Annotated in this window: 28 protein-coding genes; 21 read left to right on the top strand and 7 right to left on the bottom strand. The window is 57.9% G+C overall.

Going from position 1 to position 24,750, the window contains the following annotated elements:
- Positions 1 to 92: 92 nt before the first annotated feature.
- Positions 93 to 635 carry a hypothetical protein gene (locus RT21_RS10055; RefSeq protein ID WP_046162641.1) on the bottom strand — a complete coding sequence of 181 codons (543 nt, stop codon included), beginning with the start codon at positions 633 to 635 and terminating at the stop codon, positions 93 to 95.
- A 184-nt stretch (positions 636 to 819) separates the two neighbouring features.
- Between RT21_RS10055 and otsB the strand changes: the two genes are divergently transcribed.
- The 5 genes from otsB to RT21_RS10030 all read left to right on the top strand — a co-directional run bounded on the left by otsB (position 820) and on the right by RT21_RS10030 (position 8,511).
- On the top strand, positions 820 to 1,596 hold the full coding sequence (gene otsB, locus RT21_RS10050; RefSeq protein WP_046162640.1) for a trehalose-phosphatase: 777 nt from the start codon (positions 820 to 822) through the stop codon (positions 1,594 to 1,596).
- Positions 1,597 to 1,608: 12 nt separating this feature from the next.
- Positions 1,609 to 3,018 carry an alpha,alpha-trehalose-phosphate synthase (UDP-forming) gene (gene otsA, locus RT21_RS10045; protein ID WP_046162639.1) on the top strand — a complete coding sequence of 470 codons (1,410 nt, stop codon included), beginning with the start codon at positions 1,609 to 1,611 and terminating at the stop codon, positions 3,016 to 3,018.
- An 80-nt stretch (positions 3,019 to 3,098) separates the two neighbouring features.
- Positions 3,099 to 3,746 carry a carbonate dehydratase gene (gene can / locus RT21_RS10040; protein ID WP_046162638.1) on the top strand — a complete coding sequence of 216 codons (648 nt, stop codon included), beginning with the start codon at positions 3,099 to 3,101 and terminating at the stop codon, positions 3,744 to 3,746.
- The gene (locus RT21_RS10035; RefSeq protein ID WP_046162637.1) at positions 3,746 to 4,660 is read left to right on the top strand and encodes a DMT family transporter; all 915 of its coding nucleotides are present in this window, start codon (positions 3,746 to 3,748) and stop codon (positions 4,658 to 4,660) included. Before can ends, RT21_RS10035 begins: the two co-directional genes overlap by 1 nt.
- Before the next feature lie 347 nt (positions 4,661 to 5,007).
- Positions 5,008 to 8,511 carry an AAA domain-containing protein gene (locus RT21_RS10030; protein ID WP_046162636.1) on the top strand — a complete coding sequence of 1,168 codons (3,504 nt, stop codon included), beginning with the start codon at positions 5,008 to 5,010 and terminating at the stop codon, positions 8,509 to 8,511.
- Positions 8,512 to 8,907: 396 nt separating this feature from the next.
- On the opposite strand, the gene RT21_RS10025 is transcribed toward RT21_RS10030, so the two are convergent.
- Positions 8,908 to 9,300 carry a VOC family protein gene (locus RT21_RS10025; RefSeq protein WP_046162635.1) on the bottom strand — a complete coding sequence of 131 codons (393 nt, stop codon included), beginning with the start codon at positions 9,298 to 9,300 and terminating at the stop codon, positions 8,908 to 8,910.
- A gap of 772 nt (positions 9,301 to 10,072) precedes the next feature.
- Here RT21_RS10025 and RT21_RS23025 point away from each other — a divergent pair.
- On the top strand, positions 10,073 to 12,022 hold the full coding sequence (locus tag RT21_RS23025) for a PAS domain S-box protein (protein ID WP_052724741.1): 1,950 nt from the start codon (positions 10,073 to 10,075) through the stop codon (positions 12,020 to 12,022).
- Positions 12,023 to 12,238: 216 nt separating this feature from the next.
- Here the strand turns inward: RT21_RS23025 and RT21_RS10015 are convergent, their stop codons facing one another.
- Positions 12,239 to 12,463 (bottom strand): hypothetical protein, encoded by a 225-nt coding sequence (locus tag RT21_RS10015; protein WP_046162634.1) that lies wholly within the window; start codon positions 12,461 to 12,463, stop codon positions 12,239 to 12,241.
- 426 nt (positions 12,464 to 12,889) lie between these two features.
- Between RT21_RS10015 and RT21_RS10010 the strand changes: the two genes are divergently transcribed.
- The gene (locus tag RT21_RS10010; protein WP_046162633.1) at positions 12,890 to 13,777 is read left to right on the top strand and encodes a sce7726 family protein; all 888 of its coding nucleotides are present in this window, start codon (positions 12,890 to 12,892) and stop codon (positions 13,775 to 13,777) included.
- Positions 13,738 to 14,652, top strand: a complete 915-nt coding sequence (locus RT21_RS10005; RefSeq protein WP_046162632.1) for a sce7725 family protein — start codon at positions 13,738 to 13,740, stop codon at positions 14,650 to 14,652. Before RT21_RS10010 ends, RT21_RS10005 begins: the two co-directional genes overlap by 40 nt.
- A 128-nt stretch (positions 14,653 to 14,780) precedes the next feature.
- On the opposite strand, the gene RT21_RS10000 is transcribed toward RT21_RS10005, so the two are convergent.
- Genes RT21_RS10000 through RT21_RS24140 form a run of 4 tightly spaced genes read right to left on the bottom strand, consistent with a single transcriptional unit; the run spans position 14,781 to position 16,645 of the window.
- Positions 14,781 to 15,605, bottom strand: coding sequence for an HNH endonuclease (locus tag RT21_RS10000; protein WP_046162631.1), 825 nt, complete (start codon positions 15,603 to 15,605; stop codon positions 14,781 to 14,783).
- Positions 15,598 to 15,987, bottom strand: coding sequence for an 8-oxo-dGTP diphosphatase MutT (gene mutT, locus RT21_RS09995; protein WP_046162630.1), 390 nt, complete (start codon positions 15,985 to 15,987; stop codon positions 15,598 to 15,600). Before mutT ends, RT21_RS10000 begins: the two co-directional genes overlap by 8 nt.
- Before the next feature lie 6 nt (positions 15,988 to 15,993).
- Positions 15,994 to 16,323, bottom strand: coding sequence for a hypothetical protein (locus RT21_RS09990; protein ID WP_046162629.1), 330 nt, complete (start codon positions 16,321 to 16,323; stop codon positions 15,994 to 15,996).
- Positions 16,324 to 16,378: 55 nt separating this feature from the next.
- Positions 16,379 to 16,645 (bottom strand): DNA-binding protein, encoded by a 267-nt coding sequence (locus RT21_RS24140; RefSeq protein ID WP_082082143.1) that lies wholly within the window; start codon positions 16,643 to 16,645, stop codon positions 16,379 to 16,381.
- Between the two features lie 109 nt (positions 16,646 to 16,754).
- On the opposite strand from RT21_RS24140, the gene RT21_RS09985 reads away from it, so the two are divergent.
- From RT21_RS09985 to RT21_RS09925, 13 genes are all read left to right on the top strand, one after another.
- Complete coding sequence (locus tag RT21_RS09985) at positions 16,755 to 17,027, top strand: hypothetical protein (protein ID WP_046162628.1); 273 nt, start codon at positions 16,755 to 16,757, stop codon at positions 17,025 to 17,027.
- Positions 17,020 to 17,244 carry a hypothetical protein gene (locus RT21_RS09980; RefSeq protein ID WP_046162627.1) on the top strand — a complete coding sequence of 75 codons (225 nt, stop codon included), beginning with the start codon at positions 17,020 to 17,022 and terminating at the stop codon, positions 17,242 to 17,244. Before RT21_RS09985 ends, RT21_RS09980 begins: the two co-directional genes overlap by 8 nt.
- 39 nt (positions 17,245 to 17,283) lie before the next feature.
- Complete coding sequence (locus RT21_RS09975) at positions 17,284 to 17,613, top strand: lysogeny maintenance protein PflM (RefSeq protein ID WP_082082142.1); 330 nt, start codon at positions 17,284 to 17,286, stop codon at positions 17,611 to 17,613.
- Positions 17,614 to 17,616: 3 nt separating this feature from the next.
- Positions 17,617 to 18,054: a hypothetical protein gene (locus tag RT21_RS24135; protein ID WP_234463696.1), complete on the top strand. Its 438-nt coding sequence runs from the start codon at positions 17,617 to 17,619 to the stop codon at positions 18,052 to 18,054.
- Between the two features lie 190 nt (positions 18,055 to 18,244).
- Positions 18,245 to 18,634 (top strand): hypothetical protein, encoded by a 390-nt coding sequence (locus tag RT21_RS09965; protein WP_046162626.1) that lies wholly within the window; start codon positions 18,245 to 18,247, stop codon positions 18,632 to 18,634.
- 15 nt (positions 18,635 to 18,649) lie between these two features.
- A complete protein-coding gene (locus tag RT21_RS09960) occupies positions 18,650 to 18,829 on the top strand; it encodes a hypothetical protein (protein WP_046162625.1) in 180 nt (59 codons plus the stop codon).
- Entirely contained in the window at positions 18,826 to 19,041 is a 216-nt protein-coding gene (locus RT21_RS09955; RefSeq protein WP_046162624.1) for a hypothetical protein, read from the top strand. Before RT21_RS09960 ends, RT21_RS09955 begins: the two co-directional genes overlap by 4 nt.
- A gap of 10 nt (positions 19,042 to 19,051) precedes the next feature.
- Complete coding sequence (locus tag RT21_RS09950) at positions 19,052 to 19,261, top strand: major capsid protein (RefSeq protein ID WP_046162623.1); 210 nt, start codon at positions 19,052 to 19,054, stop codon at positions 19,259 to 19,261.
- A 570-nt stretch (positions 19,262 to 19,831) separates the two neighbouring features.
- Positions 19,832 to 20,791, top strand: a complete 960-nt coding sequence (locus RT21_RS24130; RefSeq protein ID WP_052724739.1) for a virulence factor TspB C-terminal domain-related protein — start codon at positions 19,832 to 19,834, stop codon at positions 20,789 to 20,791.
- A complete protein-coding gene (locus tag RT21_RS09940; protein WP_046162622.1) occupies positions 20,791 to 21,105 on the top strand; it encodes a DUF2523 domain-containing protein in 315 nt (104 codons plus the stop codon). The genes RT21_RS24130 and RT21_RS09940 overlap by 1 nt, the downstream gene beginning before the upstream one ends.
- Before the next feature lie 4 nt (positions 21,106 to 21,109).
- Positions 21,110 to 22,306, top strand: coding sequence for a zonular occludens toxin domain-containing protein (locus RT21_RS09935; protein ID WP_046162621.1), 1,197 nt, complete (start codon positions 21,110 to 21,112; stop codon positions 22,304 to 22,306).
- A gap of 130 nt (positions 22,307 to 22,436) precedes the next feature.
- Positions 22,437 to 23,717 carry a hypothetical protein gene (locus RT21_RS09930; protein WP_046162620.1) on the top strand — a complete coding sequence of 427 codons (1,281 nt, stop codon included), beginning with the start codon at positions 22,437 to 22,439 and terminating at the stop codon, positions 23,715 to 23,717.
- On the top strand, positions 23,714 to 24,709 hold the full coding sequence (locus RT21_RS09925; RefSeq protein ID WP_046162619.1) for a phage integrase: 996 nt from the start codon (positions 23,714 to 23,716) through the stop codon (positions 24,707 to 24,709). The genes RT21_RS09930 and RT21_RS09925 overlap by 4 nt, the downstream gene beginning before the upstream one ends.
- Positions 24,710 to 24,750: the final 41 nt, after the last annotated feature.

Genomic DNA, 24,750 nt, shown 5'->3' with positions numbered 1-24,750 from the left:
GACGCAAGAAGGCCCGACTCGAAAGAGTCGGGCCTTCTTCTTTATCGTCGCCATACATCCATTGCGTACGGCAGGCAGCCGGTTGCGCGAGGCTACTGTCCTGGCGCCTTGTCCCGGCCAGAGTCCAGCGGGGCGTCACCGCCAAGCTCGTTGTCGTCCATCACATCGTCATTTTCGTGTAGCACAGCGTCACCGCCGCCAAGACCGGTGTCCGGATCGCCATCTGCCGGGCCGTCCCAGGGCTTACCGTCCAGTGGGTTGGAGCGGCCTTCTTCGGCCTCGTCCAGGTCCACGTCGGCACCGATGCGATGCTCCGAAACTTCACTCAGATCCTGGTCGGCCGGCCCGCCATGGCCCCGCTCGTGTGGCGAGCGAGAGCCATCGTCAGGCATGAGCGTTTCCGGCGCCATGTCGTCCATCGTCGTCTGCCCGTCTGGCACTTCACCCGTTGTCATTCCGGCTTCGGCGACTCGCTCCGGCGGGAACTTGTCCTCGAGTTCTTCGGCAGGAACTTCATCCCCGATGCGGCCTTTACGGTCGTCCCGATGCTGGTCGAAATCGAGCTGTTCGATTGAACCCATGCGGTCCTCGGTAGTGTCGATTTCCGATGGGGTGTAAGGCTTGGAATCGTTCATGACAACCTCCTGCTAGAACTCTGGTCTTGCAGTTTGTGACCCGGTGAACATGTGAAGATTCAGGCCGGCCGCTGGCCGGTTCCGCCTTTATGAACCAAGCTGCAGTGGCCGTGCATGTTGAATTACAGGCAGCGGCCGCGATAAAAAACGCGAACCACCACCGTTGATCGGGGGTCTCAGTTGCATGAGTAAACAAAATGATCAACCCGAGCTAGAGGCTCGGAGCTGCGCTTTTTTCTTCGATGTTGATGGCACGCTCGCTGATATTCAACCGCGGCCCGAACTCGTTTTCATCCCCCCTCGTTCACTGGCGGCGCTGGAACAGCTGAGCGCCAATGGCATTCCTGTTGCGGTCGTGTCGGGCCGGCCGATCAGCCAGCTCGATGCGCTGTTCACGCCTCTGCAACTGCCCGCTGCCGGCGTGCACGGCGCCGAGCGTCGTACCGCTACTGGCGAGTTGCAAAACCTGACCCTCGATAACGATGTGTTCGACGCCATCCAACGCGAGCTGGCGCAAGCATGTGCCGAGCATCCTGGCCTGACGCTGGAGAACAAGGGCGTCGCCTTTGCGCTGCATTTCCGCCTGGCACCTGAGCTTGAAGAGACAGCGCGCGGCGTGGCCGAAGATTTTGTGGCCCGTTATGGTGAGGTGTTGGCGCTACAGCCTGGCAAGTGTGTGTTCGAACTCAAGCCGCGCGGCGCCAGCAAGGGCGAGGTCATCCGTACCTTCATGCAGGAGGCGCCTTTTGCCGGACGGACACCCGTCTTCATCGGCGATGACCTGACCGATGAGGCAGGCTTCTCGGTGGTCAACGAACTGGGCGGGGTCTCGATCAAGGTGGGCGCAGGTCCGACCGAAGCCATGCAGCGGCTGGCGTCAGTAGAAGCCGTTGCCGTTTGGCTCGACGGATTGCAGAGCACGCTGTTCGAGCCGCAGCAACATCCAATAAAACCAGACTGAAGCGAGAACTACATGAGCCGACTAGTAGTGGTTTCCAACCGCGTGGCGCCGATTAAGGCGGGGAAGGTCGCTGCTGGCGGGCTTGCAGTTGGCGTTCACGACGCATTGCGCCAGGCCGGCGGTATCTGGTTTGGCTGGAATGGCGATGTAAGCAGCACCCCGCAAACCCGTACCGAGACCGTTGGCAATATCACCTACGCCACGATGGGCCTCACCAAGCAGGATTACGACCAGTATTACCGTGGATTTTCAAATGCCACGCTGTGGCCGATCTTTCACTACAGGATCGACCTGGCGCGATACAACCGGCAGGAGTACGAAGGTTACAGACGGGTCAACGCCATGCTGGCGGAGAAACTGAAACCGCTGCTCGAACCTGACGACATCATCTGGATCCACGACTACCACCTGATTCCCTTCGCCGAAGCCTGCCGCCAGCTGGGCATCCGCAACCGCATCGGTTTCTTCCTTCACATTCCGTTCCCGCCTCCGGAAATCCTGACGGTCATTCCGCCGCACAATGAGTTGCTGAAAACACTTTGCTTCTACGACCTCATCGGCTTCCAGACGGAAACGGATCGGCTCGCCTTCCAGGACTACATGACCCGCGAAGTGCGGGGAATCCTTGAGTCCGATGGAAGCCTGACCGCGTATGGTCAGAATTTCCGCGCCGGGGTGTATCCCATCGGCGTTGTCCCGGATGAAATCCAGACGCTCGCCGAGTCCTACAAGGGCCGAAGCAAGCCCATGCGGCGCACCACGGACGTTGATCGCAAGAAGATCATCAGCGTGGACCGGCTGGATTATTCCAAGGGCCTGGTCGAGCGGTTCAAGGCGTACGAAGCGTTCCTGGACCGATACCCGGAGCATCGTCGCGCTGTCGAATTCATCCAGATTGCACCTACGTCGCGTTCGGACGTGAAGACCTATCAACACATTCGTCAGCAGCTGGAAAGCGCAGCGGGTCACATCAATGGCTGGCTGTCGGACCTCGACTGGACGCCCCTGCATTACCTCAACAAAAGCCATGATCGGAAAGCCCTGATGGGCTTGTTCCGCCAGTCCGACATTGGCTTCGTCACCCCGCTGCGCGACGGTATGAATCTGGTCGCCAAGGAATTCGTCGCGTCCCAGGACCCGGAAGATCCCGGCGTGCTGGTGCTATCGCGCTTCGCCGGGGCCGCTCGCGAGCTGACCTCAGCGCTGATCATCAACCCTTATGATTGCATCGGCATGGCCGAGGCGCTGGACCGGGCGATGCGTATGTCGCTCACCGAGCGCAAGGATCGCTACGAGCACATGATGCGGGCAATACGCGCCGCTGACCTGGACGCCTGGCGCGACAATTTCCTGCGCGACCTGCGCGCATTTTCCTCCCGCCCGAGAGCCGAAGTTCCTTCGAATCCGCTGTTCACCGTCTAATGCTGTGACGCACCGGTCTGCGTGCTTGTCAAAACGCCGACCGGTTCGTAACGTGCGTGTCGGAATGGAAGGGGCAGGCGATGAGCAACGAGCTTCAACAATTATTCGAGAACAATGCGCGCTGGGCTGAAGCGATCATCGAAGAAGACCCTACTTTCTTCACCAAGCTGGCCAAGCAGCAGCTGCCGGAGTACCTCTGGATCGGCTGTTCCGATGCCCGCGTGCCTGCCAATGAGATTGTCGGCCTGCTGCCCGGCGATCTCTTCGTTCATCGCAACGTCGCCAATGTCGTGCTGCACACCGACCTCAATTGCCTGTCGGTCATTCAGTACGCGGTGGATGTGCTCAAGGTGAAACACATCCTCGTCACCGGTCATTACGGCTGCGGGGGTGTTCGCGCTTCGATGCGTGACGACCAGCTCGGCCTGATCGACGGCTGGCTGCGCACCATCCGCGACCTGTACTACGAACACCGCGAGCACATCGCCAGCTTCCCCACCGAAGAAGCACAGGTGGATCGCCTCTGTGAGCTCAACGTCATCCAGCAGGTGGCCAACGTCAGCCACACCAACATCGTCCAGAACGCCTGGCATCGCGATCAGCCGTTGTCCGTTCACGGTTGCATCTACGGCATCAAGGACGGCATTTGGAAGAACCTCAACGTTACGATCAGCGGTCTTGATCAACTGCCGCCGCAGTACCGCCTCCGCACGCGTCGGCCGGTCTGATGGACGGGCGTCAGGGATGGGCTTTCGCAGGCCTGCTGCTCGCTGTGCTCTGCTGGAGCGGAAACGCGCTGGTGGCGCGCGCCTTTCACGATGCAATACCGCCGCTGACCTTGTCGTTCTGGCGCTGGGTGCTGGCGACCTGCCTGTTGCTGCCGTTTGTGGCGCGCTCCATCTGGACACACAGGGCCACACTACGCGCCGCCGGTTGGCGGCTACCGGTGATCGCCGCATTGGGCATCAGCAGCTACAACTCATTGCTGTACTCCGCGGCGCAAAGCACCGAAGCCATCAACCTCACCCTGGTCAACACCTGCCTGCCTCTGTTCACCTTCATCGGCGGCGGCCTGCTGTTGGGAGAATGGCCCGCGCGTCGCGCCTGGTTCGGCATGGCTATCGCCGCGTGCGGGCTGGTCTACCTCATCAGCCGCGGCAGCTGGGATGCGTTCACCCATCTGGCCTTCAAGACCGGCGACCTCATCATGCTCGCAGCGGTATTGGTATGGGCGCTGTATACCCTGTCGCTACGGCGCTGGGGCGCCTTTCTCCAGGTTCCGCCTCTGACACTGCTAGGCGTGCTGATGGCAATCGGTACGCCGTTTATCCTGCCGTTCTACCTGTTCGAGCTCAGTCATGTCGGGGGTTTCGAACCAAGCCCGATCAACCTCTCTGTCATCGCCTATACCGCGATTTTCGCGTCGCTGGTGGCTTATCTTTCCTGGAATCACGGCGTCAGAACCGTTGGCGCAGCGAAAGCAGCGATGGCGACCTACCTGATGCCGGTATTCACCGCCATTCTCGGCTGGCTGCTATTAGGGGAGGGCTTGCAGCTATTTCATTGGATCGGTGGCGGACTGATTTTTGCCGGCCTGCTGCTGGCAACGCAGACCCGCGTGCGCAGCGTGGTTTCGCGTTAGGTGATACACGCTCCGCGCTAGCCGGGCTCGTTGCTCGTATGCCGGGAATCCTTCATACGCCAACTTCAGAGCGGCTACAGGTAACGTCGGGTCGGCCCTGGCAAACTGCTTCCAGCGTGGTCAGCCGGTTACAGTCGGCTCCGATGTGAGTTTTCAATCACTCAAGCTACCTCCGACCACTGCGCGCGCCGCCGCGCCGAGCGCCGCCTTATACGCGCTAACCCCTATGCCAGAGGCCTTGGTGGCCTTGCTTCTGATTGGCCTTAGGCTGCCTGAGTCGCTACGCTCGAACCTGCTTTTCATATCCTCCACTTCACGTTGCATCAGAGGCCGTGTTGACTCCGACGATGAACGACTACGCTTTCAAGCTCGCCAGCTACTGGCGAAACTCTCTCGCCGATGCCGAAAACGGCAATGGCGCCTTGTCCCCAAGTCAGGCTGAAAAACTTACCGTTCTGCCTTCGGATTCCCTCGCGGCAGGGTGCCTTTCCGAGGCGCAGGTTAACCAGCTGTTCACAAACGAACCCGACGACAGACCTAGTATCGAGATCACCCTGCGCCCCTGGGTTTACCGGGCCCGCCGCGAGCATGGCCGGGTTCGCAACGGCCTGCCGGCAATCATCACTCCGGTTATCTGCCAGGTTTCGGTGAGTCGCGATGGTCGGCTCCATCCGAATGCGCAAACCATGATGCCCCGCGACATTCTCGAACCGCTGGATCGTGACAACTTCGCCATTGGCGCGCAGGCCGACCTGGATGCGTTCCTGTCCGCCGAATATGGCAGGCGGTTCGAGCCCCCGGCCGATGCTGAACTGAGTGACGAACAGCATCAGGACAACTGGTGCGAATATCTGCAGTTCTGCATGAAGATGTTCCGCGAAGTCAGCAACGGGTGGGACGGTAAGGCGGATGGCTTCGAGTTGGCCGACTTTGGCTACCTGTTCAAGGAGGAGAAGGTCGAGGGCTTCAGCCGCAATATCGTTGCGCTCTATGACTATCTGCGTGTTACCAGGCCAGAGGTGCCGCTGTTCGAGCGCTTCGCCCAGCGTGAGCGCAGCCCTGACGAACCTTGCCTCCCAGCCAATGGACTGTTTGCCGAACGACTCGCTCATGCGGGCGACGAATACGCCCTGGCGCCTGCCCAGCGGGACAGTCTGACCCATCTGCTGAATGGGCGATCCGGCGATATTCTCGCCGTCAACGGGCCGCCCGGTACCGGCAAGACCACACTACTGCTATCGGTCGTCGCGTCGCTTTGGGCCAAGGCCGCTGTGGCGGGCGGGGAGCCGCCGGTCATCGTGGCTAGCTCCACCAACAACCAGGCCGTAACTAACATCATCACTGCGTTCGGCAAGGATTTCTCGACAGGCAGCGGCCCGTTCGCGGTCCGCTGGTTGCCGGATATCAAGAGCTTTGGCGCCTACTTTCCCAAGGCGTCGGCGGACGCGGAAATGTCCCGCACGTACCAAACTCGGAGCTTCTTCACAGAGCTCGAGTCGCAAGACTACTTGGACAAGGCTCATCAGGTTTATCTCGCGCACGCCGCCGATGCCTTTCCGGACATGCAGAGCCCGAGCGTTGCGGACACGGTCGAGCGCCTGCGCGATGCGATCCGCGGTCGACAGCAACAGCTCGCGAATATCGAGCAGGCCTGGATCAGGCTGGTCGAGGCGCGCGATGCGATGCAGGCATTGCTGGGTAAAGACCCTCAGGCCGCTATCGCACAGCTCGACGCACAGCAGCGCACCTGTGCCGAGCAGTTGGCAGATGCCCAAACGCTGCTGGCTCGTTTCAAGCATTACCTCGCACATGAGCCGCTGCTCTACACCTTGTTCGGCTGGTTTGGCCCGGTTGCCGGCAAACGGCTGCGTCTGGCGAAACTGCAGTTCGATGAAACCGCGTCCGATCTGCAGCGTGCTGCCAGCGTGGGGGAAATCGAGGCCAGGTTGACCGCCGCTGTAGCGCAAGCCAGCAAGGCGCAGAAAACCGCCGAAGCGCAATTGCAGCAGGCTCAGGGACTGCAGCAGGCCGAACAGCGCCAGCTGGCGAACTGGCAGGGCGCGATAGCGGTATTGCCGATCCCCGCGGGCAAGCCCGCCACCGAAGTTACCCTCAACGATTGCGACAGCTGGGCGGACACCTCCCTGCGCTTCGAGATATTCCTGCTGACCACTCATTACTGGGAAGGGCGCTGGCTGATTGAGGTCGCCGAGAACCTGTCGGAGATTCTCAAAAGCCGTAACAAGACGGGTCGCAAGACCCTGGAGCAGAACTGGCGGCGCTGGATGAAGCTCACACCCTGCCTGGTTGCTACCTTCTTCATGCTGCCGAAGGAGCTGCGTTGCAAGCGGCATGACGGCAACGGTTTCGTGGACGCCTATGCACTCGACTTCATCGATCTGCTGATCGTCGATGAGGCCGGGCAGGTACTGCCCGAGGTTGCTGCACCGTCGTTCGCGCTTGCCAGGCAGGCGCTGGTGATAGGCGATACCCAGCAGATCGAGCCGATCTGGTCGATTCCGACGGCGGTCGATATCGGCAACCTGATCAGCGCGGGTTTACTGGCGCGCGACAACGTCGATGACGATTACGCCGCCTTCTGCGAAGGCGGGCGCAGTGCCGCCAATGGCAGCGTCATGGCGATCGCCCAGGCGACCAGCCGCTATCACTACGATCCTGATCTTGCGCGGGGCATGTATCTCTACGAGCACCGCCGCTGCTACGACTCGATCATCGAGTACTGCAACGCCCTTTGCTACAAGGGCAAGCTGCAACCGCGTCGGGGCCCGAAACCGGATGGCGGCCTGCCGGGGCTGGGCTACCTGCATATCGACGGCATCTGCCAGCAGAGCCACGGCGGCAGCCGCCATAACCTGCTGGAGGCGCAGACGATCGCCGCGTGGCTCAAAGCCAACGAAGCTGATCTGACAGAACGCTATGGAAAGGAACTGTGGGAAATCGTTGGCGTGATCACACCGTTCGGTGCGCAGACGCAAGCGATCACCCACGCGTGCGCAGCGTTAGGTATTAGCACCGGTAAGGGTGATGGAGAAATGACGGTGGGTACGGTCCATTCCTTCCAGGGCGCCGAGCGGCCGGTGGTGATCTTTTCCTCGGTCTACTCCAAGCATGCCGACGGCCAGTTCATCGACCGCAGGGACAGCATGCTCAACGTGGCGGTATCGCGCGCCAAGGACAGCTTTCTGGTATTTGGCGACATGGACTTGTTCAGCCAGCAACCAGTCAGCAAACCGCGTGGGCTGCTGGCTCAGTTTCTATTTGCTGATCCGGCGAGCGAGCTGATTTTCGAGCTGCAGCCCAGGCAGGACTTGCAGACGCCACGTACCGGTCTGATCCACCTGCATGACGTTGCGGAGCACGACGGCTTTCTGAAGCAGACGCTGGAAACGGCTCGCCATCAGGTACAGATCGTGACGCCCTGGGTGATCGAGCGGTGGTTGCAGCAGAGTGGTGCCCTGGACCTCCTGGGCCACGCGGTGCAGCGCGGCGTTCAGGTCACTGTGTATACCGACCTGCGCTTCAACACCGGCATCAAGCGCACCGAGCCCAACGGCGATCCGCAACGCATCGCCGAGTTCAGGGACGCGATCGCCGCGCTCAGGGCTCGCAGTGTCGAGGTACGCATCGTCCATAAAGTGCACAGCAAGATCGTCATGGCCGACGACGAACTCTTGTGTGTAGGTTCGTTCAACTGGCTGAGCGCGCAACGCCATGGCGACTATGTGCACCACGAGACATCCATGGTCTATCGCGGCGCGGATGTCAGCGGTGAACTGGCAGTCAACCGCACCAGCCTGATGCAACGGGTGGTTCGCCCTGGCGATATTTAGCAGCCGCAACTCAAATGGATTTTCCACCTACGGCGTGCCGCCGCTCGGTAGAAGGATTGACCCCTTTGGCTTCGAACTGTCCGGACAATTGTCCATGATCGGTCTCCCCGCTGAAGCTCGCTGATATGCGGTATCCAGGCGATACATGTCGACGGCGCGGGGCTACAGACCGGGTCGGGACAGCGTGGGTGTGACGTCGGAATGGCAGTCAAGCCTTGATGGGAACCGTGTGGTGGGTTGAGCCACGACCGGGGATCCAGAAAGCCATGCGGGGCTGGAGCGCGCGCGATGGCAGCAATGCCCTCTTTTCCAAGCTGGGTGAGGCGCAGTGGTCGATAGCGCATCAGCGTTCAGCTTTCAACGCCGCACATTGGTTGCGCGGCGTTGAAGGGGCATTTATTGCGCGCGGTAGATGCCGCACAGCTTGTGGCCGTCAGGGTCGCGTACATAGCCCAGGTGAATCGCGCCGAGGCTGCTTTCGCGCAGTCCCGGCGGCTCCTCGCAGGTGGTGCCGCCGTGAGCGACGGCTACGTCATGAAATGCCTGGACCTGCTCGGGAGAGTTGCATTTGAAGCCAATCGTGCCGCCATTGCCTACGGTCGCTTCTTCACCGTTGATGGGCTCAGTGACACCGAACAGGCTCCCGTCGTGTCGGTAGAAGAGGCGGGTATGCCCGGAGGGGCCCGTGTTGCGGATCGGCTCGCCTGCGCCGAGTAGGCCGAGCACGGCATCGTAGAACCGCTTCGACCGTTCAATATCATTCGAACCGACCATTACATGGTTGAGCATGGGGGCCTCGCTAGGTGGTTTGGGTTGTGCGGCTATCGAGCGTGCAATGTAGCACCGGCACGAAGCGGGTGGTCAAACGGCGGATAGGGGGGCGGATAGGGGGGGCGGATCAGGGTGTACAGCGTCATCCCGCGTCGGCTCGTTCAGGGCACCCACAATCCTGGCAGGCCTCGGTCGCTAACCTAGTGGCGGCTCTCCGTCTTTTCCGGCTTCCCTGTATCGAGCCCGCAGCACTTCGGCCAGTCGCTGCATGGCCAGGTCTTCGCCGTGGAAAAGGCGACGCCGCAGCCACTCTTTCATGCCGGCAAAGAAGCCGACCAAGTTGCCTCAGGTGGAACGCGGTTACGGTACTGAGAGTGCGCACGGTCGGCTTGTTCGCAGATACCCTTCGACTCGCCGATCACTGACTTCTTGTGGCCCGGATGTAGACGTTTAGAGCCGCAAAAATAAGCTGTCCCTTTTTCTCTCTGTCCGTATCTACGATGTGCACCACAGTTGATCTTTTTCAGAATTGGAGAACGTGCGTGTAGTACGATCATCACCAGAATTTTACGCAGCTGGGCCAGAAAGCAGCCGGCCCACCAGACTTGGTTTGACCCAGAGCAGCCGGCAGTACACGACTACTGGGCCCCGGTGCGCAGCAACGTCCACGCATCTTCAATACCTTCCGTTGCCTGGTGAAGGCAAATGGCCAATACTTGCCTATGGCTTAGCCAAAGCCCTCCTTTTCCGATCCGCATACTGCAATGTTGTCGCAGCTACGGGAGCTCTTATGGTTGCGCCTCATCCCGCCAACGAAGTTGAGCGTCTGCAACTTCTTCACGCGCTTCAGATCCTCGACACCGATCCAGAGCCCGTTTTCGATCGTTTGACCCGCCTGCTCGCCCACACGCTCGGCACGCCAATCGCGCTGGTCTCGCTGATCGATGAGCACCGTCAGTGGTTCAAATCCCGCGTCGGGCTCAATGTTAGCGAGACCCCTCGTGACCAGGCGTTTTGTGCACACGCGATCCTTGATGGCGAACCGCTGTTGGTCGTTCCCGATGCGTATCGAGACGAGCGCTTCGCAGATAACCCGTTGGTATTAGGCGCACCGCATATTCGCGCCTACGCCGGTGCGCCAATCCGAACCCAAGGAGGACTGGCGCTCGGTACGCTGTGTGCCATTGATACGCGACCGCGTGCGTTCACTGCGGTCGAACTACAGATTCTCCAGGATATGGCAGGCATGGTCGCCCGCGAGATGCACCTTCGCGAGACTCTGTTGCTGGCCCGCTCGCAGCTAAGTCAGGCCGACGAACTGCTGGTGGAAAGCGAGGAGCGCTACCGCTCGGTATTCGAGCTTGCTTCGGTGGGCATAGCAATCGTCGCGCCCGATGGCACTTGGCAGAGTGTCAACGAGCCTCTGTGTCGCATCGTTGGTTACAGCGCCGCCGAGCTTCTGAAGATGACTTTCCAGGACATTACTCACCCGGAAGACCTGGACGACGACCTAGACCTGGTGCGCAAGCTCGCCTCGGGCGAGTTAGATGCGTATCACCTAGAAAAACGCTATGTGCACAGGGAAGGCCACGCGGTCTGGATCAAGCTGAGCGTTAGCAAAAAGCTCTCCGCGCAAGGTGAACTTGAATATTTCATCGCTGTAATCCGCGACATCCAGGCGCGCAAGGAGGCGGAAGAAGGGCTTGCCGTGCTCCGTCGGGAACTGGAAGCGCGGGTGCAAGAGCGTACCGAACAGCTATCGCAGTCCAATCGGGAACTCCGCACTGTCATAGATAGCCGGCAGCGGGCCGAACAGGAGGCCCGAGACCGTGAGGCCGAACTGGCAACCGTTATCGAGCATGCCACTGACGCATACATCAGCCTTGACCAGAATGGCGTCGTACGAGCATGGAATCGGGTGGCTGAAGAAACCTTCGGCTGGAGCATCAGTGAAGCGATTGGACATACGTTAGACCAATTGATCGTTCCGTCGGAGATGCGGGCGGCGCACCGTGCGGGGATCGCGCGCTACTTGGCAATAGGCGAATCAACATTGCTCGGTCGCCGGCTGGAGCTGCCGGCGTTACGCAAGGACGGCTCGCACCTGACCGTCGAAATGTGCGTCCGCGCGTTGCACTTGGGCGGCAAGACACTGTTCAGTGCGTTTCTGCATGACATATCTGAGCGCAAACTCCATGAGGCTCAGCGGGAGAGCGAGGCGCGGCACGATGCACTAACAGGCCTGTTGAACCGCCGCGGGCTCACCGAACTACTACCGATTGCATTGTCGCGGGCTGACCGCTCGGTTTCCGATCTAGGCTTGCTATTTATCGACCTCGATGGATTCAAGGCTGTGAACGATACCTTCGGGCACGAAGCCGGAGACGAGTTGCTGCGCGCAGTCGCTGTGTTATTGCAACAGTGCGTACGGGAGACCGACAGCGTGGTACGGCTGGCCGGAGATGAGTTCACCGTGCTGCTAGAGGGCTTGGCCAACTGCGAGTCTGATGCACGTCTGGTGGCCGAAAAGGTGCTCGCTGCAATAGCTCAGCCGATCAGTACCTCGCATGGCCTGGTTAACGTGAGCGCCAGTATCGGCATTTCCTGTTACACAGCCGGTAGCGATAAAGACGCGGCGCAACTGATGCGTGAAGCGGTCGAGCGCATGTACCAAGCCAAGCGCGCGGGCAAGGGACGGGCGTTTTCATGGGACGACGCCTCGCGCGCTGCTGTCCTCTAGAGACAGTGGCCGTCACGCTTTGCGTTGCCGGGTGCTTAGACGCTGACAGAGCAAGACCAGAGCTATTCCTCACAGCTGGCCTGAACCAACCCACCCCTCGGCCTTGTGCAAGCCGATGGGCTGCTGGAGACAGTAAGTGTTCGGCTTCACTAGATCAACGACAAAAGGGGGCGCGTTTATGTTCTGAGAACAAGCGTTCCGGTGGGGCTGGGGTTTTTAACCCTGCTTCCCAGCCCACGGCGCAACGATTTGCAAATCTCCAACAAGCAGCTGAGCTGCAACCATCCACACCACCGCACCTATCAACGCCAACGACAGATGCCCAACCACGATGCCGATCGCGATCTGTTTCCAAAGTCCGGCATGTTTGTCAGCGTTGGCGGGAACGGCTAGGTAGGGCGTTTCGCGCTCTGCGCGGAGGTTGTCGAAATCGTCTCTCATGGTGCGCTCTCGGTGCGGTTGGCTAAACGGCGGCCAAAAAAAAGGGTTCAGCTTTCGCTGAACCCTTTCTTGAATTGGTGGCTACGCAGGGACTTGAACCCCGGACCCTAGCATTATGAATCACCTGGCTTTCGCCCTGCAACACCTTAACTACCCTTGGATTGCGGCTTTCAGCTTCCCGCAACCCTGGCTAAGCCAGAGCTTTCCAGAACGCTTGGCTGATGTAGTCTCGCCGATCAGAGGTTGCTTGAATTGTTGGGGAAGGGTAGGTTGCTGCTTCGTGGCAAATGGCCATAATTGCGATGTGGTCGTACGTTGGTCTGCTAAGCCTTCCATGACTGAGCGTTCTCTGTTATCTAGAGCGCCCTAAGCTAGGAGTCTAAAATCGATTTTCTTGGTGAGCTTAGGTAACTAAGGTTTTGAAATATGGTTTTGGTCAGGGAAGCTGCGCGTTTATTCAACAGCAAGGAGCTAGCAGCTGTAGCATCCGGGGAGTTTGATTTTCTACTTAAAGTTGCTTCTCGATATAGGGAGCGACTGGATGAAAACTTCCTGGTTCGCGATGTTTTTGAGTGCTGTTTTAACGACTTCAAAGATAGCTACAGGAACGAGTATTACTTTAAAAATCTTGTGGCTAGGAAGATACTGGTCGGTCGCCACTCGTTAAAATCTGCGACTATGGTTAGTGAGTTCAGAGTTGGCCTCAATAAGGCTGACTGCGTGATTTTAAATGGATCCAGTACATGTTATGAGATTAAATCAGAATATGACAGCTTAAGCAGGCTTCCTGAACAGCTTGACTCATATTTGAAGATATTTGATAAAGTATTTGTAATAACCACTGAGAACCATCTTTCGAAAGTTACCAAGCTTGTGCCTGCCTCAGTGGGGATTTTAAAACTAGGAAAGCGGGGGGCTTTAAGTGAGGTCAAGCCGGCAACGCTATCCAACCAAGATGTTGATGTTGAGATGCTAATGTCCTCAATCCGAAAGACAGAGTATCTCATGCTTGTTGAAAACATATTTGGTAAAGCGCCTGGTCCACTTAACGGCTCCACCTATGATGCTTGCAAGCAAATGCTCGAATTGGTCGACTCCTCAACGTTAAGAGCCGCCTTTTGCAAAACGCTAAAGACAACAAGAAAGATTGATGAGCGCTTTGCGTGCGCCCTGCCTGACAATATGCTAGCTGCCGCAATAGAGTACAAGTTCTCGGCCGCTAACAGAGCAGGTTTAATCGATAACCTAAACTTAGCTTTTAGTAAGGATGCTATATGTATCACCCGATCCTCCGAGGAAAGCGGCATGAGCTGAAGGCAATTAGAGAGCTTGCCTCCCTGCCTGTGGCGAATAAGTGCAAACCTTTGCTTGAGCCCGTCAACCTAGCTTTAAGAGACCTTGCGGCAACCATTGGTGACCTTTACTCGAAAGGTATGGTGCCTTTTGTAATTGTTAATCCTGGTTTGGGTGATTTTAGAGGCCGTCAGGCCAACATCCTGCAAGACCTTCAAACAGCACCAGAATCGAAAGGTAAGTTCGTTCCTTGTGTCAAGATAATGAACTCTTTTGATACTGCTGCCGCTTCTGTTCTTCAGGCAACACCGGGCGCCGCCGCTTACTTAGTATCCGACGCGTCTCATAACATGATCCCGATGCTTAATTCTGCATCCTGTACATTCGTGAACCCGCTAAGGGTCGACAATGCAATCCTCAGCATGCTTGGCAATGTGATTGTATACACAGACTGTTTTGGCAAACAGCGTAGAAATGCGGATTACCCTGACATTTCGTTCTATTCAAGCTTACACAACAATTATAGGGCTTACCCTAATGCTGTAGGTTTTGGAGATTACACAGTATTGAGCGAAGAGTACTCTGAAGCTGGCGGTCCGGCATATGTGGTAGCGATACACATGCCATTTATTGAAAAATCATCTCCAAACACCATGTATGTAAAGCACTTTTGCTCGACAATTCTTTCTACATCCCCATCTAACCCTGAAGACAAGTTTCATGAGGCCCTGGCGCAATTCATGACATTTGACGCTGCTAATCCGGGATTGTTTGATCGAACCTGGGGGATGTCAGAGTTTCAAGCGCGAAGCGCGGCTCGTCATTACCCAGGGCTCGGCGTAGTAAAAGAACTGTCGGTTGAGCACCACATGGAGACTATTTGTAATTTTATCTAGCTGTAAGGAGGCATCTACTGCCTCCTTTTTAGTTAGCGTGGCGCATTACGCTGCGGATCAGGGTGGGAATGGGTCTTAGTTGACCAGCAAGAGCGGCAGATGAGAGACCGCTTTCCACCCTACTGCGCTTAGCCTTGTAGAACTCGCGTCATAAGATTAGCGCGGTCCAGTTCGCTATTAATCACATGCATCTTCTTATGGCAGTTCGGGCATAGCGCGACAGTGTTCTCCACCGTGTCAGCCCCACCATCGGCAAGCCACTCAATATGATGTGTCTCGAGATAGGGGCTACCGTCTTTCCGCTTGAATGGCGCGGGTTCCTGGCAAAGTTCGCAGTTGCCCTTAGCACGACGCTTGGCGTTCTCCGCTACCCAGGGCGAGCGCTGATAGACGGTAACGCTGGCGTTGCGTTTGCCAACGACGGCTTGCCCTTGCTTCTTTGCTAAAGCCTCGACTTCGGTGTCGCTCAGGTAATGGGCTTGTTTCTCTTTAACCTGGGCAAGCGCCTTGAGGGTGGCCTCCGGAATTGCCGGTGCATAACCCGACTTCAAACGCAGCGGGAAAACCCATACGGAACGTTCTTGTCCATCTGAATCCGGTTGTTGCTCCTGATAGGGGGCGGCCGCCAGGACAATCTCACCGATATATGTGTATACCCGTTTGGTAAACACCTCGAACAAGTGAACCGAAACGCCATTGGTGGGCGACTCGTTCAATGTCTTGTTCTGGTGGAATTCGAGAGACTGAGGACCGCGCTGTCCCATGCCGGTGTAGTGCAGCACGTTGTCGATCCAGCGATCGTCATAAACCGACTCAACATGATTCGAAACGATCACCAGGGTGTTAGTCCGCTTCGATCGACGCATACCTCCCTGAGGACCGCATAGAAACGTCGCGGTTAGTTCGTCGTTGTCCAGCGTTGAGCCCGGCGTCGGCGCGTTGAAGTTATCCATATTTTCGGATGATCTCCTCAGCAATAGGAATGTCTGCGGGTGCCAGTTCATAGCCCAGCAGATCTTGAGGCTTCACCCACTCGGCTTCGTCATGTACCTGCAGAGTAAACACGGCTGATCGAAGCGCGACGATCACAGCAATTAGCTCGATCGTCCCGCCTGGATAGGTAAATGCGGAAGTGGTGAGAATTTCGCCGGCATCGGATTCGACGCCGAGTTCTTCGCGCAGCTCCCGGACGATGCAGCTTTGGGGCGTTTCGCCTGGCTCAAGCTTTCCGCCTGGAAACTCCCACATACCAGCCAGCTTTTCCCCGGGTGCACGGCGAGTGATCAGTACCATCCCTTCTAGGTGGATCACTGCTGCTGCTACTTGGCTTGCCATAGACGCTTACCACTCCTTAACTCGCAGCCCATCGATGCATTCCTTTACGTCGTCATCAATGACGTTTCCAGGCTTGATGCAGTCCTTCATGGTGCGCCGAACCCCACGATTGGCTTCGCGTTCGCGTCGGTCCTGGGATCTGAGGTTGGCTCGGGCGGCTTCGCCCATGGGGCCTTTTGAGCCAGCAAAGAACTCGTTCACCAGTTCCTGCATACCTTTGCCGTAGGCTTCGGCAGCAGGCCGCATCGCATCACCGACCTGAGTGGCAATGGGTTTTGATTCGTCAGCGAGGGCAGGGCTTGAGGCTAACGCCAGTGCCAGCAAAGTCCGTTTCATTGATCTTCTCCATTCCTTCGGGCGTACCAGCGCCTAGCTACTTTATGAGTGATCGCTATCCCGCGTTTGGATTGGCCAAGTTTCGGTTGGCTTCATCATATTCAGGGCTTGTCTGGCCACACTCGGGCGCGGTCTCTCCAGTTACAAGCCACAGCGCATATTGAGGAAACACCTTCACCACTGCCTCGATCTCTGCATCAGAAAGGCGCGCCTTACCGTTGCGAATGTTCCCCCACCGATATCGATCGATGCCGGTCTCTTTCTCGAACCAGACACTTGTTCGGTTGCTATCAAAAAGGCTTATAAGCCGAGCTTTTATCATTCTAAAAAGATCTACTTAGTAGCTTGTACTCAGTAAAGCATGAGTCATAATGGCCTCAGCTTAGTAAGTATTACTTAGTGGTCGATTGGATGATTATAGGGCAAATACTATGGAACAGTCTGGTGTAGCGGGGTTAACAATCGAAGGGCAGGCCGAACGGATCGTCAGCTTCCGAGAAGCGCCGTTCTGCACGCAGCTCGTGCTGGCCGAGATGATGGGTGTCGAGCAGATCACCGAGGACGTGGTTCGCGGGTGGGTGGAAACCTACACCCTCCCGACGGTAAAGATTGGTCGCCGCCGCGTCATCAACCTGCACCGCATCCGCCGCGATATCGAGCGGGGCAAGTCGGTGTTCTGCCAGGGGGATTACGCCGATGAGTAATCGCCCCTGCACCCTGCGCATCGCCTCGCTGCATGGCCCGAGCCAGCTTGTGAAATGGAATGTTCTGGCGCAAGGCAAGTCGCGCACCGAATGCCATCGCCATATAGATGCCGTGGTTTCCGAGATCGTCGCTGACGATCCGCTGGACTCACTGCTTGCCCAGGAAAGCGCCCGTGAGCGCTTCCAGATCATCCGCGAAGGGTGGTACGCCCGATGATGACCATCGTTACTGCTCCCAACGGCGAGGGCATGACCTATGACGTATGGCCGCAAGCCTCCGCACGTACCGGACTGCGACTGCTCTGTCTGCTGGTCCGGTCGCGAAGTGGCGAAACCCGCTCGCTCCCGGTCCACACCCTGCGCCCAATGCCGCCCCGCATCTGTGCAGCCGATTCGCACAACAAGGATGGGCAAGATCGCTGGTGTCTGGACAGTCCTCGCCTCGGAATGGGCGGTGATACCGGCCTCTACCTGCGAGAAACACACGCCACCATCCCGACCGCCGAAGTATTGGAGCGTTGTGTTCGACACCGGCAAACCCACGCCCTACGTGCCAATCCACGAACCGCTCGAGCTGGAGGCCTGAGCCGTGGCTAATCAAGAAGCACACGCTGACATCTTCTGGCGCGTCTATCTGCCCATCGCGTTGCTTGCGGTGGTGATCTTCGGCTTCCCCTGGTTAGCGATGAAGATCAGCGAGCACCGCGACGGAGCCAAGCCCGACAGCGTTCCCACCAATACAACCAACACCGAGGCCGAACAGGTCCAGGGCCGCGCTCCCGGCTTGTCCGAACACGCTTCACCGTTCGGAAAAACGGAAGCACGGGCGGAGCGCACCCTTGACCCTGCACAAACAGAAAAGCCTTCGCTCGTGAGTGTGGGGCAGCTTCTCCGCCCCGCGCTCCCGAGCCCTCGGCGGCAAGAGTGGGATGACAAGGGCAAAGCCCTTGGTGTTAATCAACTATCGATGAAATTAATAGTACGAAAGTTTAAACACCAGACTATCCCACTCTATTCCATAAACTAACGGCAACTATGAAGTTCGTTTTCCGGTGATAAAAACGTTTTCCAAGCGTGTATAACTAGTATCACAAACCCGTTGTAAGCCGCGTAAACCCTGGCGAGAGGAGAACTTTAACAGTTCCTCGGCCTGGGCTCTCTCGGCCCGCAAAAAGGCAAACCCACGCACTAAGCGTAACTAACTGAGGTAACACAACATGGCACGTTCAACTATGGAAGTTGCATTTCTCGGCACTCAGAAGCTCGCATTCAGCCAGAACGGCACCGAAGTGAAGATCGTTAAAGTCTTCTACGGCGATGAGCCGGACGGCCAAACCGAAAACGGCTTGTCCATCGTCAGCATGGACGTTCCCCTGGAAGTGGCCGATGAGGTGTTTGCCTCCGGCGCCAACTTCGAACCGCTGGAAACCGTGCGTATCCATTTCGAGATTGCCCGGGCAGGCAAGCAGAAGGGCAACAATCTCTGCCTCCATCTGGAGTCCGCGAAGACCAACGCCACCCAGGCCAGCAAGCCCACTCAGCAGCCGACCCAACAACCCGGCAAACCTGCGACCGGCACTCAGCCGGAACCAGCCAAAGCCAACTAAGGGGAGGGGCGGACCATGCTGATGGGTGACCGCGTTATCTGCGACTGCTGCGGCAACGACATGGGCAAGCTCATGAGCCTTCCCGCACCGCAAAGCGATCTGCTGCCCGATCTGCGGTTGCCGCCCCATTTCGCCGTCTGCCCCGACTGCGAACCCCTCGAACAAGCCGCCGACCTCCTAGAGGCCGGTGCATGAATTTCCTCGCCTGTGACGGTGACTGGCTGCAAGGCGCTGACGGTACGCCTGTCTGCTCCGGGTCGCTGGTCGCCCTCACGGTCGAGGAAATGCAGAGCCTCTACGGCGCTGCACTGTCCTGGGAACAGGTCTCCGAACTCCAGGCAGAAGCCATCGTGCTCTTTGCCACCGTGTTCGGTTTTCTGGTCCTCAAAAAAGTCCTGAAACAGTGAGGTATCACCCATGCAACTGAACAAGCACTTCATCAAGAAAATCGGCGTTGGCGCTGCTGCCGCGCTCTCCACTTTGGCTGGCACCGTCTACGCAGCCGTTCCACCGGAAGCAACCGGCGCACTCGATGAGGCCGGCACCGATGTCGGCACCATCGGCTGGGCCGTCTTCGCCGTGATCATCGCCGCCATGGCGTTCAAGTACATGCGCCGCGCCCTGTAAGCCGGGGTTGCGCACCGCACGTGCCGAAGCAAACAAACCCCGCTCCGGCGGGGTTTTCACTTCCGAGGGAACGCCAATGAGCTACCAACTGTACGTCCTGATCCTGACCACCCTGGCGTTCTATCTCGTGTTTTTTGGGCGGGTGTGAAGGTGGATAGTTCACTCTTTAGAACAAGTCGCGTGATAGCGTCCTTGGTGTGCTTAGCGTTTTCGGTACTTTTTTCTCAGGGAGTTAGTGCCGCTAATTATTATTGGTATGCACCCCAATACGCGACGCCAACTGCTGCTTGCAATGGAATTCCAGAGAACTGGGAGGCTGGTTATAAAGCGCTGTGGAGTAGCGGAGATATAGTCCTTGCATCTGTTTCATACTACAGTGCCAATACATATCGGTGCTATTACGAGCGTAAGAACGGTACTCATTTTAGTTCTACTCCTGTTAGTAGATATGGCGATTCCTGCCCAGAAGGAACCGTTAGCAATCCCGCCACTAGCCTTTGCGATCCGTTGCCCGACCCGCCGAACCCATGCGAATCAACCAACGGTCAATCAACAACACACGAACATCTAATGAAGCCGGCAGTCGGTCAGCCGACTATCGATCCTCCTGGTTCCATCTGCGCTAATTCCTGCGCCTACGCCTTTTCCTTCACCGCACCTTCAAATGTCTACGTCTATAAAAGCGGTTCGCCTGCCGGTGTGTTCGGTGTGTACACCTATAAAAGTGCAGGCCTGCAATGCACGGGCGGCGAATCGCCTTATCAGGCGCCCGGCAACCCAACCGAAGGCGATACGCAGGACCCCGACGACACCCCACCGCCGGACCCTGACAACAGCTGCCCGACCGGCTACGTCTGGAATGGCACCTTCTGCTCATTGCCGCCTGACCCCACCGATCCGACAGATCCCACGAACCCAACCGACCCCACAGATCCGACCGACCCTGGTGATGGCTCCGGTGGTGGCGGCTCGGGTGGTGGTGGCGGGTCCGGCGATGGCTCGGGTGATGGTTCCGGTGACGGCAGTGGAGACAGTGATGGCGATGGTTCCGGTGACGGAGATGGAAGCGGCGATGGGGATGGCAACGGCTCGGGGGATGAAGGCGATCCCGAGGAAGAAGAACCCACTTCATCGGTGGGTGGTGAAGCCTGCACTGCTGCGCTTACCTGCGAAGGCGATGCTGTTCAGTGCGCCATCCTCAGGCAGCAGAAAGAGCTGCGTTGCCATGCCGAAGAACAGGCCGATTTCGATAAGAAGAAGAGCGATATCGAAGGGCTGTTTCAGGGCGAACAGTTCGAACTGAAAGAAGCCGAGGTCAACGCGCCCAGCTTCATCAACAGCGCCGGTCGCTTTCTGCCGTCCGGCTGCCCTGCACCCGAGAGCATGAACCTCCGTTCAAACGGTGGCCGCACCCTGCAAATCAAGTACGAACCTCTGTGCCAAGCGGCTACGGATATGTCCTGGCTAATCGTGGCATTCACCGCAATGTTCTGCGCCGTCTATGTCGGCCGCGCCTTTGGAGGTGCCTGATGCATTTCTACTACCTCGCTGTACTCGCCGTAATGATCGTCAAACCGCTGGTAATGATGGTCCTCCGGGTGCTTGGCATCGGCATGGTCAGCTACTTAGGTATCAACTTCGTCATTGGCCAGGCGAAGGACTACATGCTCGCCAACATGGGCAACGTCGCCCAGTCGATTCAAATGGTCTTGGGGCTGGCGAAGATCGATGTGGCGCTGAACATGTACTTCGCCGCGATCACCACTCGGATGGTGCTGACCGGCATCGACAAGCTTGCCGACCGCCGTACCAAGCTCGGCAACGTCACCACCTTCACGGCCTGATCCCATGCTTATCATCCGCACGGGTAAGCCGGGGCACGGCAAGACCCTAAACACCATCCGCGAAGTCGACCAGAGCGCCCACGCCCAGGGGCGCGTCGTCTACTACCACAACATCAACGGCCTCAAGCCCGAACAGCTCAAGGCGAGCTGGTTCGTGTTTGAAGATCCCGAAAAGTGGTTCGAGTTGCCTGCCGACGCGATCATCGTGGTCGATGAGGCCCAAGGCTGGTTTGGCTCACGCGATCCACGGGCAAGGCCACCCGAGCACATCACCCGCTTCGAGACGATGCGCCACCAAGGCCACGAAGTGCATCTGGTGACTCAAGACCCGCGCTACCTCGATGTTCACCTTCGCCGCCTGTGCAACTCGCATATCCACTATTGGCGCGTCTTCAAATCCTCGCAGCTGCTGCGCTTCGAGTCGGAAGTGGTGGTGGAAAAGGTCGAGGTGAAATCCAGCTTCAAGGATGCCGACAAGAAGTCGCTGCGGCTGGATAAAAAGTACTTCGGTGCCTACACCAGCACGAACGCTAAGCACCACTTCCAAACCAAGGTGCCGACCAAGTTCCTGTTGGCCGCGGCGGTGATCATCGGGGCGGGGTTTCTGGTGTACCGCGCGTATGCGCGCTATGAACAGGAAAAGACCGCACCTGATTCGGCAGACCAGATCGGCGCGCCGATTGAATCTGAAAGCATGGTCGATCAGGCGAAAAGCGTCGTTGGCTCCTTCATCAACCCCATCGGCGCACAGGGCCAGGAACAGCCGCAAACGCTTGAACAGTATCTCGGTTCACGTGTGCCCCGGATTCAGGATGTACCCGGCTCAGCGCCGATCTATGACCAGCTGAACACTCCGCAGTCCTTCCCCAAGCCCGTCTGCATCGCCACCAACGACCGAGCGCTCATCAGCCGCAACCGACGGCGAATGAGCATTGGCGATACCGATGACGGGCTGACCGGCTGCCGATGCAATTCCCAGCAAGGCACGTTGCTGCAGGTGTCGTTCGAGTTCTGCATGACGGTTGTGCAGAACGGCTACTTCGACCCGACCAAGCCCGACCGAGGCTCGATGCAAGACCAGAACCGGAACAACCAGCTACCGGCACCGCAGCCGGTTGCACAGCCTCGCCAGGAACAAAGCGAGCCCCAGGGCACGCGTTTTACGCATGTTCCGTATGTGAAGGGGGAATTCCTGTGGTGAAGACCGTCAGCGCGTCCTTGGCACGCACGGCGAGGCACGAGCCGGCGTGCTGCGCGCGCTGACGTCCCTGTAGCACGTCAGATAAATCAAACAGAACAACCTTAGTAACCCATAGTGAAGGGGAAACAAAATGGCCAACAAAGACTTCAAACGAATCGATCTTCTCACCGGATTGGAAGACAGCCGAAGCCGGTTGTTCGTCGACCCGGGCACCGCTCGGATAGTCGATCTATCCAGCGTCCGCTTGTTGCATTGCGGCGTGGATACGGTCCGCCAGCTGTATCGCGGACTGATCCGTCCCGAAATCATGGCGCTGTTCGAGAAACCGGGCGTCATGGTCGAGTTTGCTGGAGAGTTCTGGCACGCCGGTCGTGTTGGCCGGGACTCGGGCTACCAGTACAAGCTCCAGAATGCTGACCTTGGCATCATCCTGCTTATCAAAAATTTCAACGCCAAGCTGGAGCAGATCGGCCCACACCTGAAAATCGAAGTATCGCCGCACGCCATCGACGCGCTGTCGCCTGAGCGTCTGCAAGAGCGGATGGACTACTACGCCGCAGCCGTCATGACCAACCGCGAACGCAACCAGTGTGCTGTCCATCTCGCACTGGATCTCCAGGGTTGGACGCCTCCGGCTGACTTGACCGCCCGCATGCACTGTCGCGCCCGCGCTAACCGGGATATTTCGGGCATCAAAGAAATCCAGTGGACCATGGAAGCAGCCACCTACGGGCGGGGCCAGTCCTATCTATTTGGCTCTGCCGGGGGCGTTCAACTCGGCATCTACAACAAGACACTTCAGGCGCGTTCCCATGACAAGCTCGACTATTGGGAAAGCGTCTGGCGTCGTCGTGACTCTCTGGACCAGATAGACCCGGACAACTACGACCCGGCTCAGGACGTGTGGCGCGTCGAGCTGCGTTATCACCACTCAGTCATTCAGCAATTCGCGAGTGGCTCCGTGGATGTGAAGACCGGGCAAGCCATTGATATCGACTCTTTTGCGGCGTTTTCAGCCCATCTAGACGGCCTCTGGCGCTATGGCCTGGGCCAGTTCAAATTGCTTGCCCGTCCTGGCTACTTCGAGCCGATCTGGACCCTCATCCGTGATGACGTGCGGGTGGATGTGCCGGTCGATTCCCTAATTGATGAAACCCAATACAAGCGGTACTACAAGACCTCTCGCGGCTTCTCTGGCAAGAACGTGGAGCTGTTCCTGGGAAACTTCGTAAGCCTGCTGGCACGGGAGCGAGTGGGCGCTAAAACCGCATTTGATCGATTGAAGGAATGGGAATGCTGGCCGGTCATTCGTGACCACTATGCGGCCAAGGATATGAGCGAGCGTGACCTGTACAAGCACATCAAGACACTGCTTCAGGAACGTCATGTTCGATGGGGTAGGGCGGTATGACAGCTCGGAAAGACGGCAAAACCTGGACGGCTGACTTCTATGAGAATGGCCGGGCAGGGCGGCGTATTCGCAAGAAAGGATTTCTGACGAAGGCAGCAGCTCAGCGCTATGAATCCGAGTTCTTTGCGACCTTCAAGCTCACAGGCCGACCGCTAGATGATCGCCTTTCTGACTTGGTCACCCTGTGGCATTCGCTGCACGGCTGTTCGCTGAAAGACGAGAAAACACGACTGTCACGAACACTCGCAGTTGCTGAACGGCTAGGTGACCCTCTGGCTTCTGAGTTCGATGCCCTGGCATGGGCACGTTATCGTCAGCGCCGACTCAAGGAAGCCTCTCCGCACACCGTCAATCACGAACAGCGCTATTTGTCTGCCGTGTTTTCCGAGTTGATTCGCCTTGGCGCCTGGGTGGGTAAGAACCCGCTGGCCAGCATCCGCCAGATCAAGACCGACCAGACCGAACTGACCTTTCTAACGCTTCCACAGATCCGTCAGCTGCTCGATGAGTGTCGCCGGTCGACCAACAATCACACCTATCCGGTTGCGCTTCTGTGCTTGGCTACGGGCGCTCGCTGGGATGAGGCGGAATCCATCTCTCGTGCAGCTCTATTCGGTGGCAAGGCGCATTTTCACCGGACAAAGAACAGGCAGTCTCGGTCCGTACCGATACCGAAGGAGGTCGAGGAAATAGCGTTGAAGCTCGGGATGCCCGGGAACGGACGGCTGTTCATGACGTGTCGATCTGCATTCCGAGGTGCTTACAAACGTTGTGGTTTCGATACACCAGGGCAGCTAACCCATATCCTCCGGCACACCTTCGCCAGTCACTACATGATGGCCGGCGGTGACATTCTCAGCCTGCAGCGAATCCTAGGGCACTCGTCGATCACCATGACGATGCGCTATGCCCATTTGTCACCGGATCACCTGGAGTCAGCCCTACGGCTTTCGCCACTGGCACAGGCTGGGCATTCGATTGGCGCGTCTTGACGACTTTACCAATTGGTATATGATTCATTAACGCTTAACGT

This window comes from Pseudomonas sp. 10B238 (assembly GCF_000970615.1).
Classification (GTDB): Bacteria; Pseudomonadota; Gammaproteobacteria; order Pseudomonadales; family Pseudomonadaceae; genus Stutzerimonas.
Note: the sequence above shows the minus strand (reverse complement) of the source record. Positions and strands in the feature narration are given on the sequence as shown.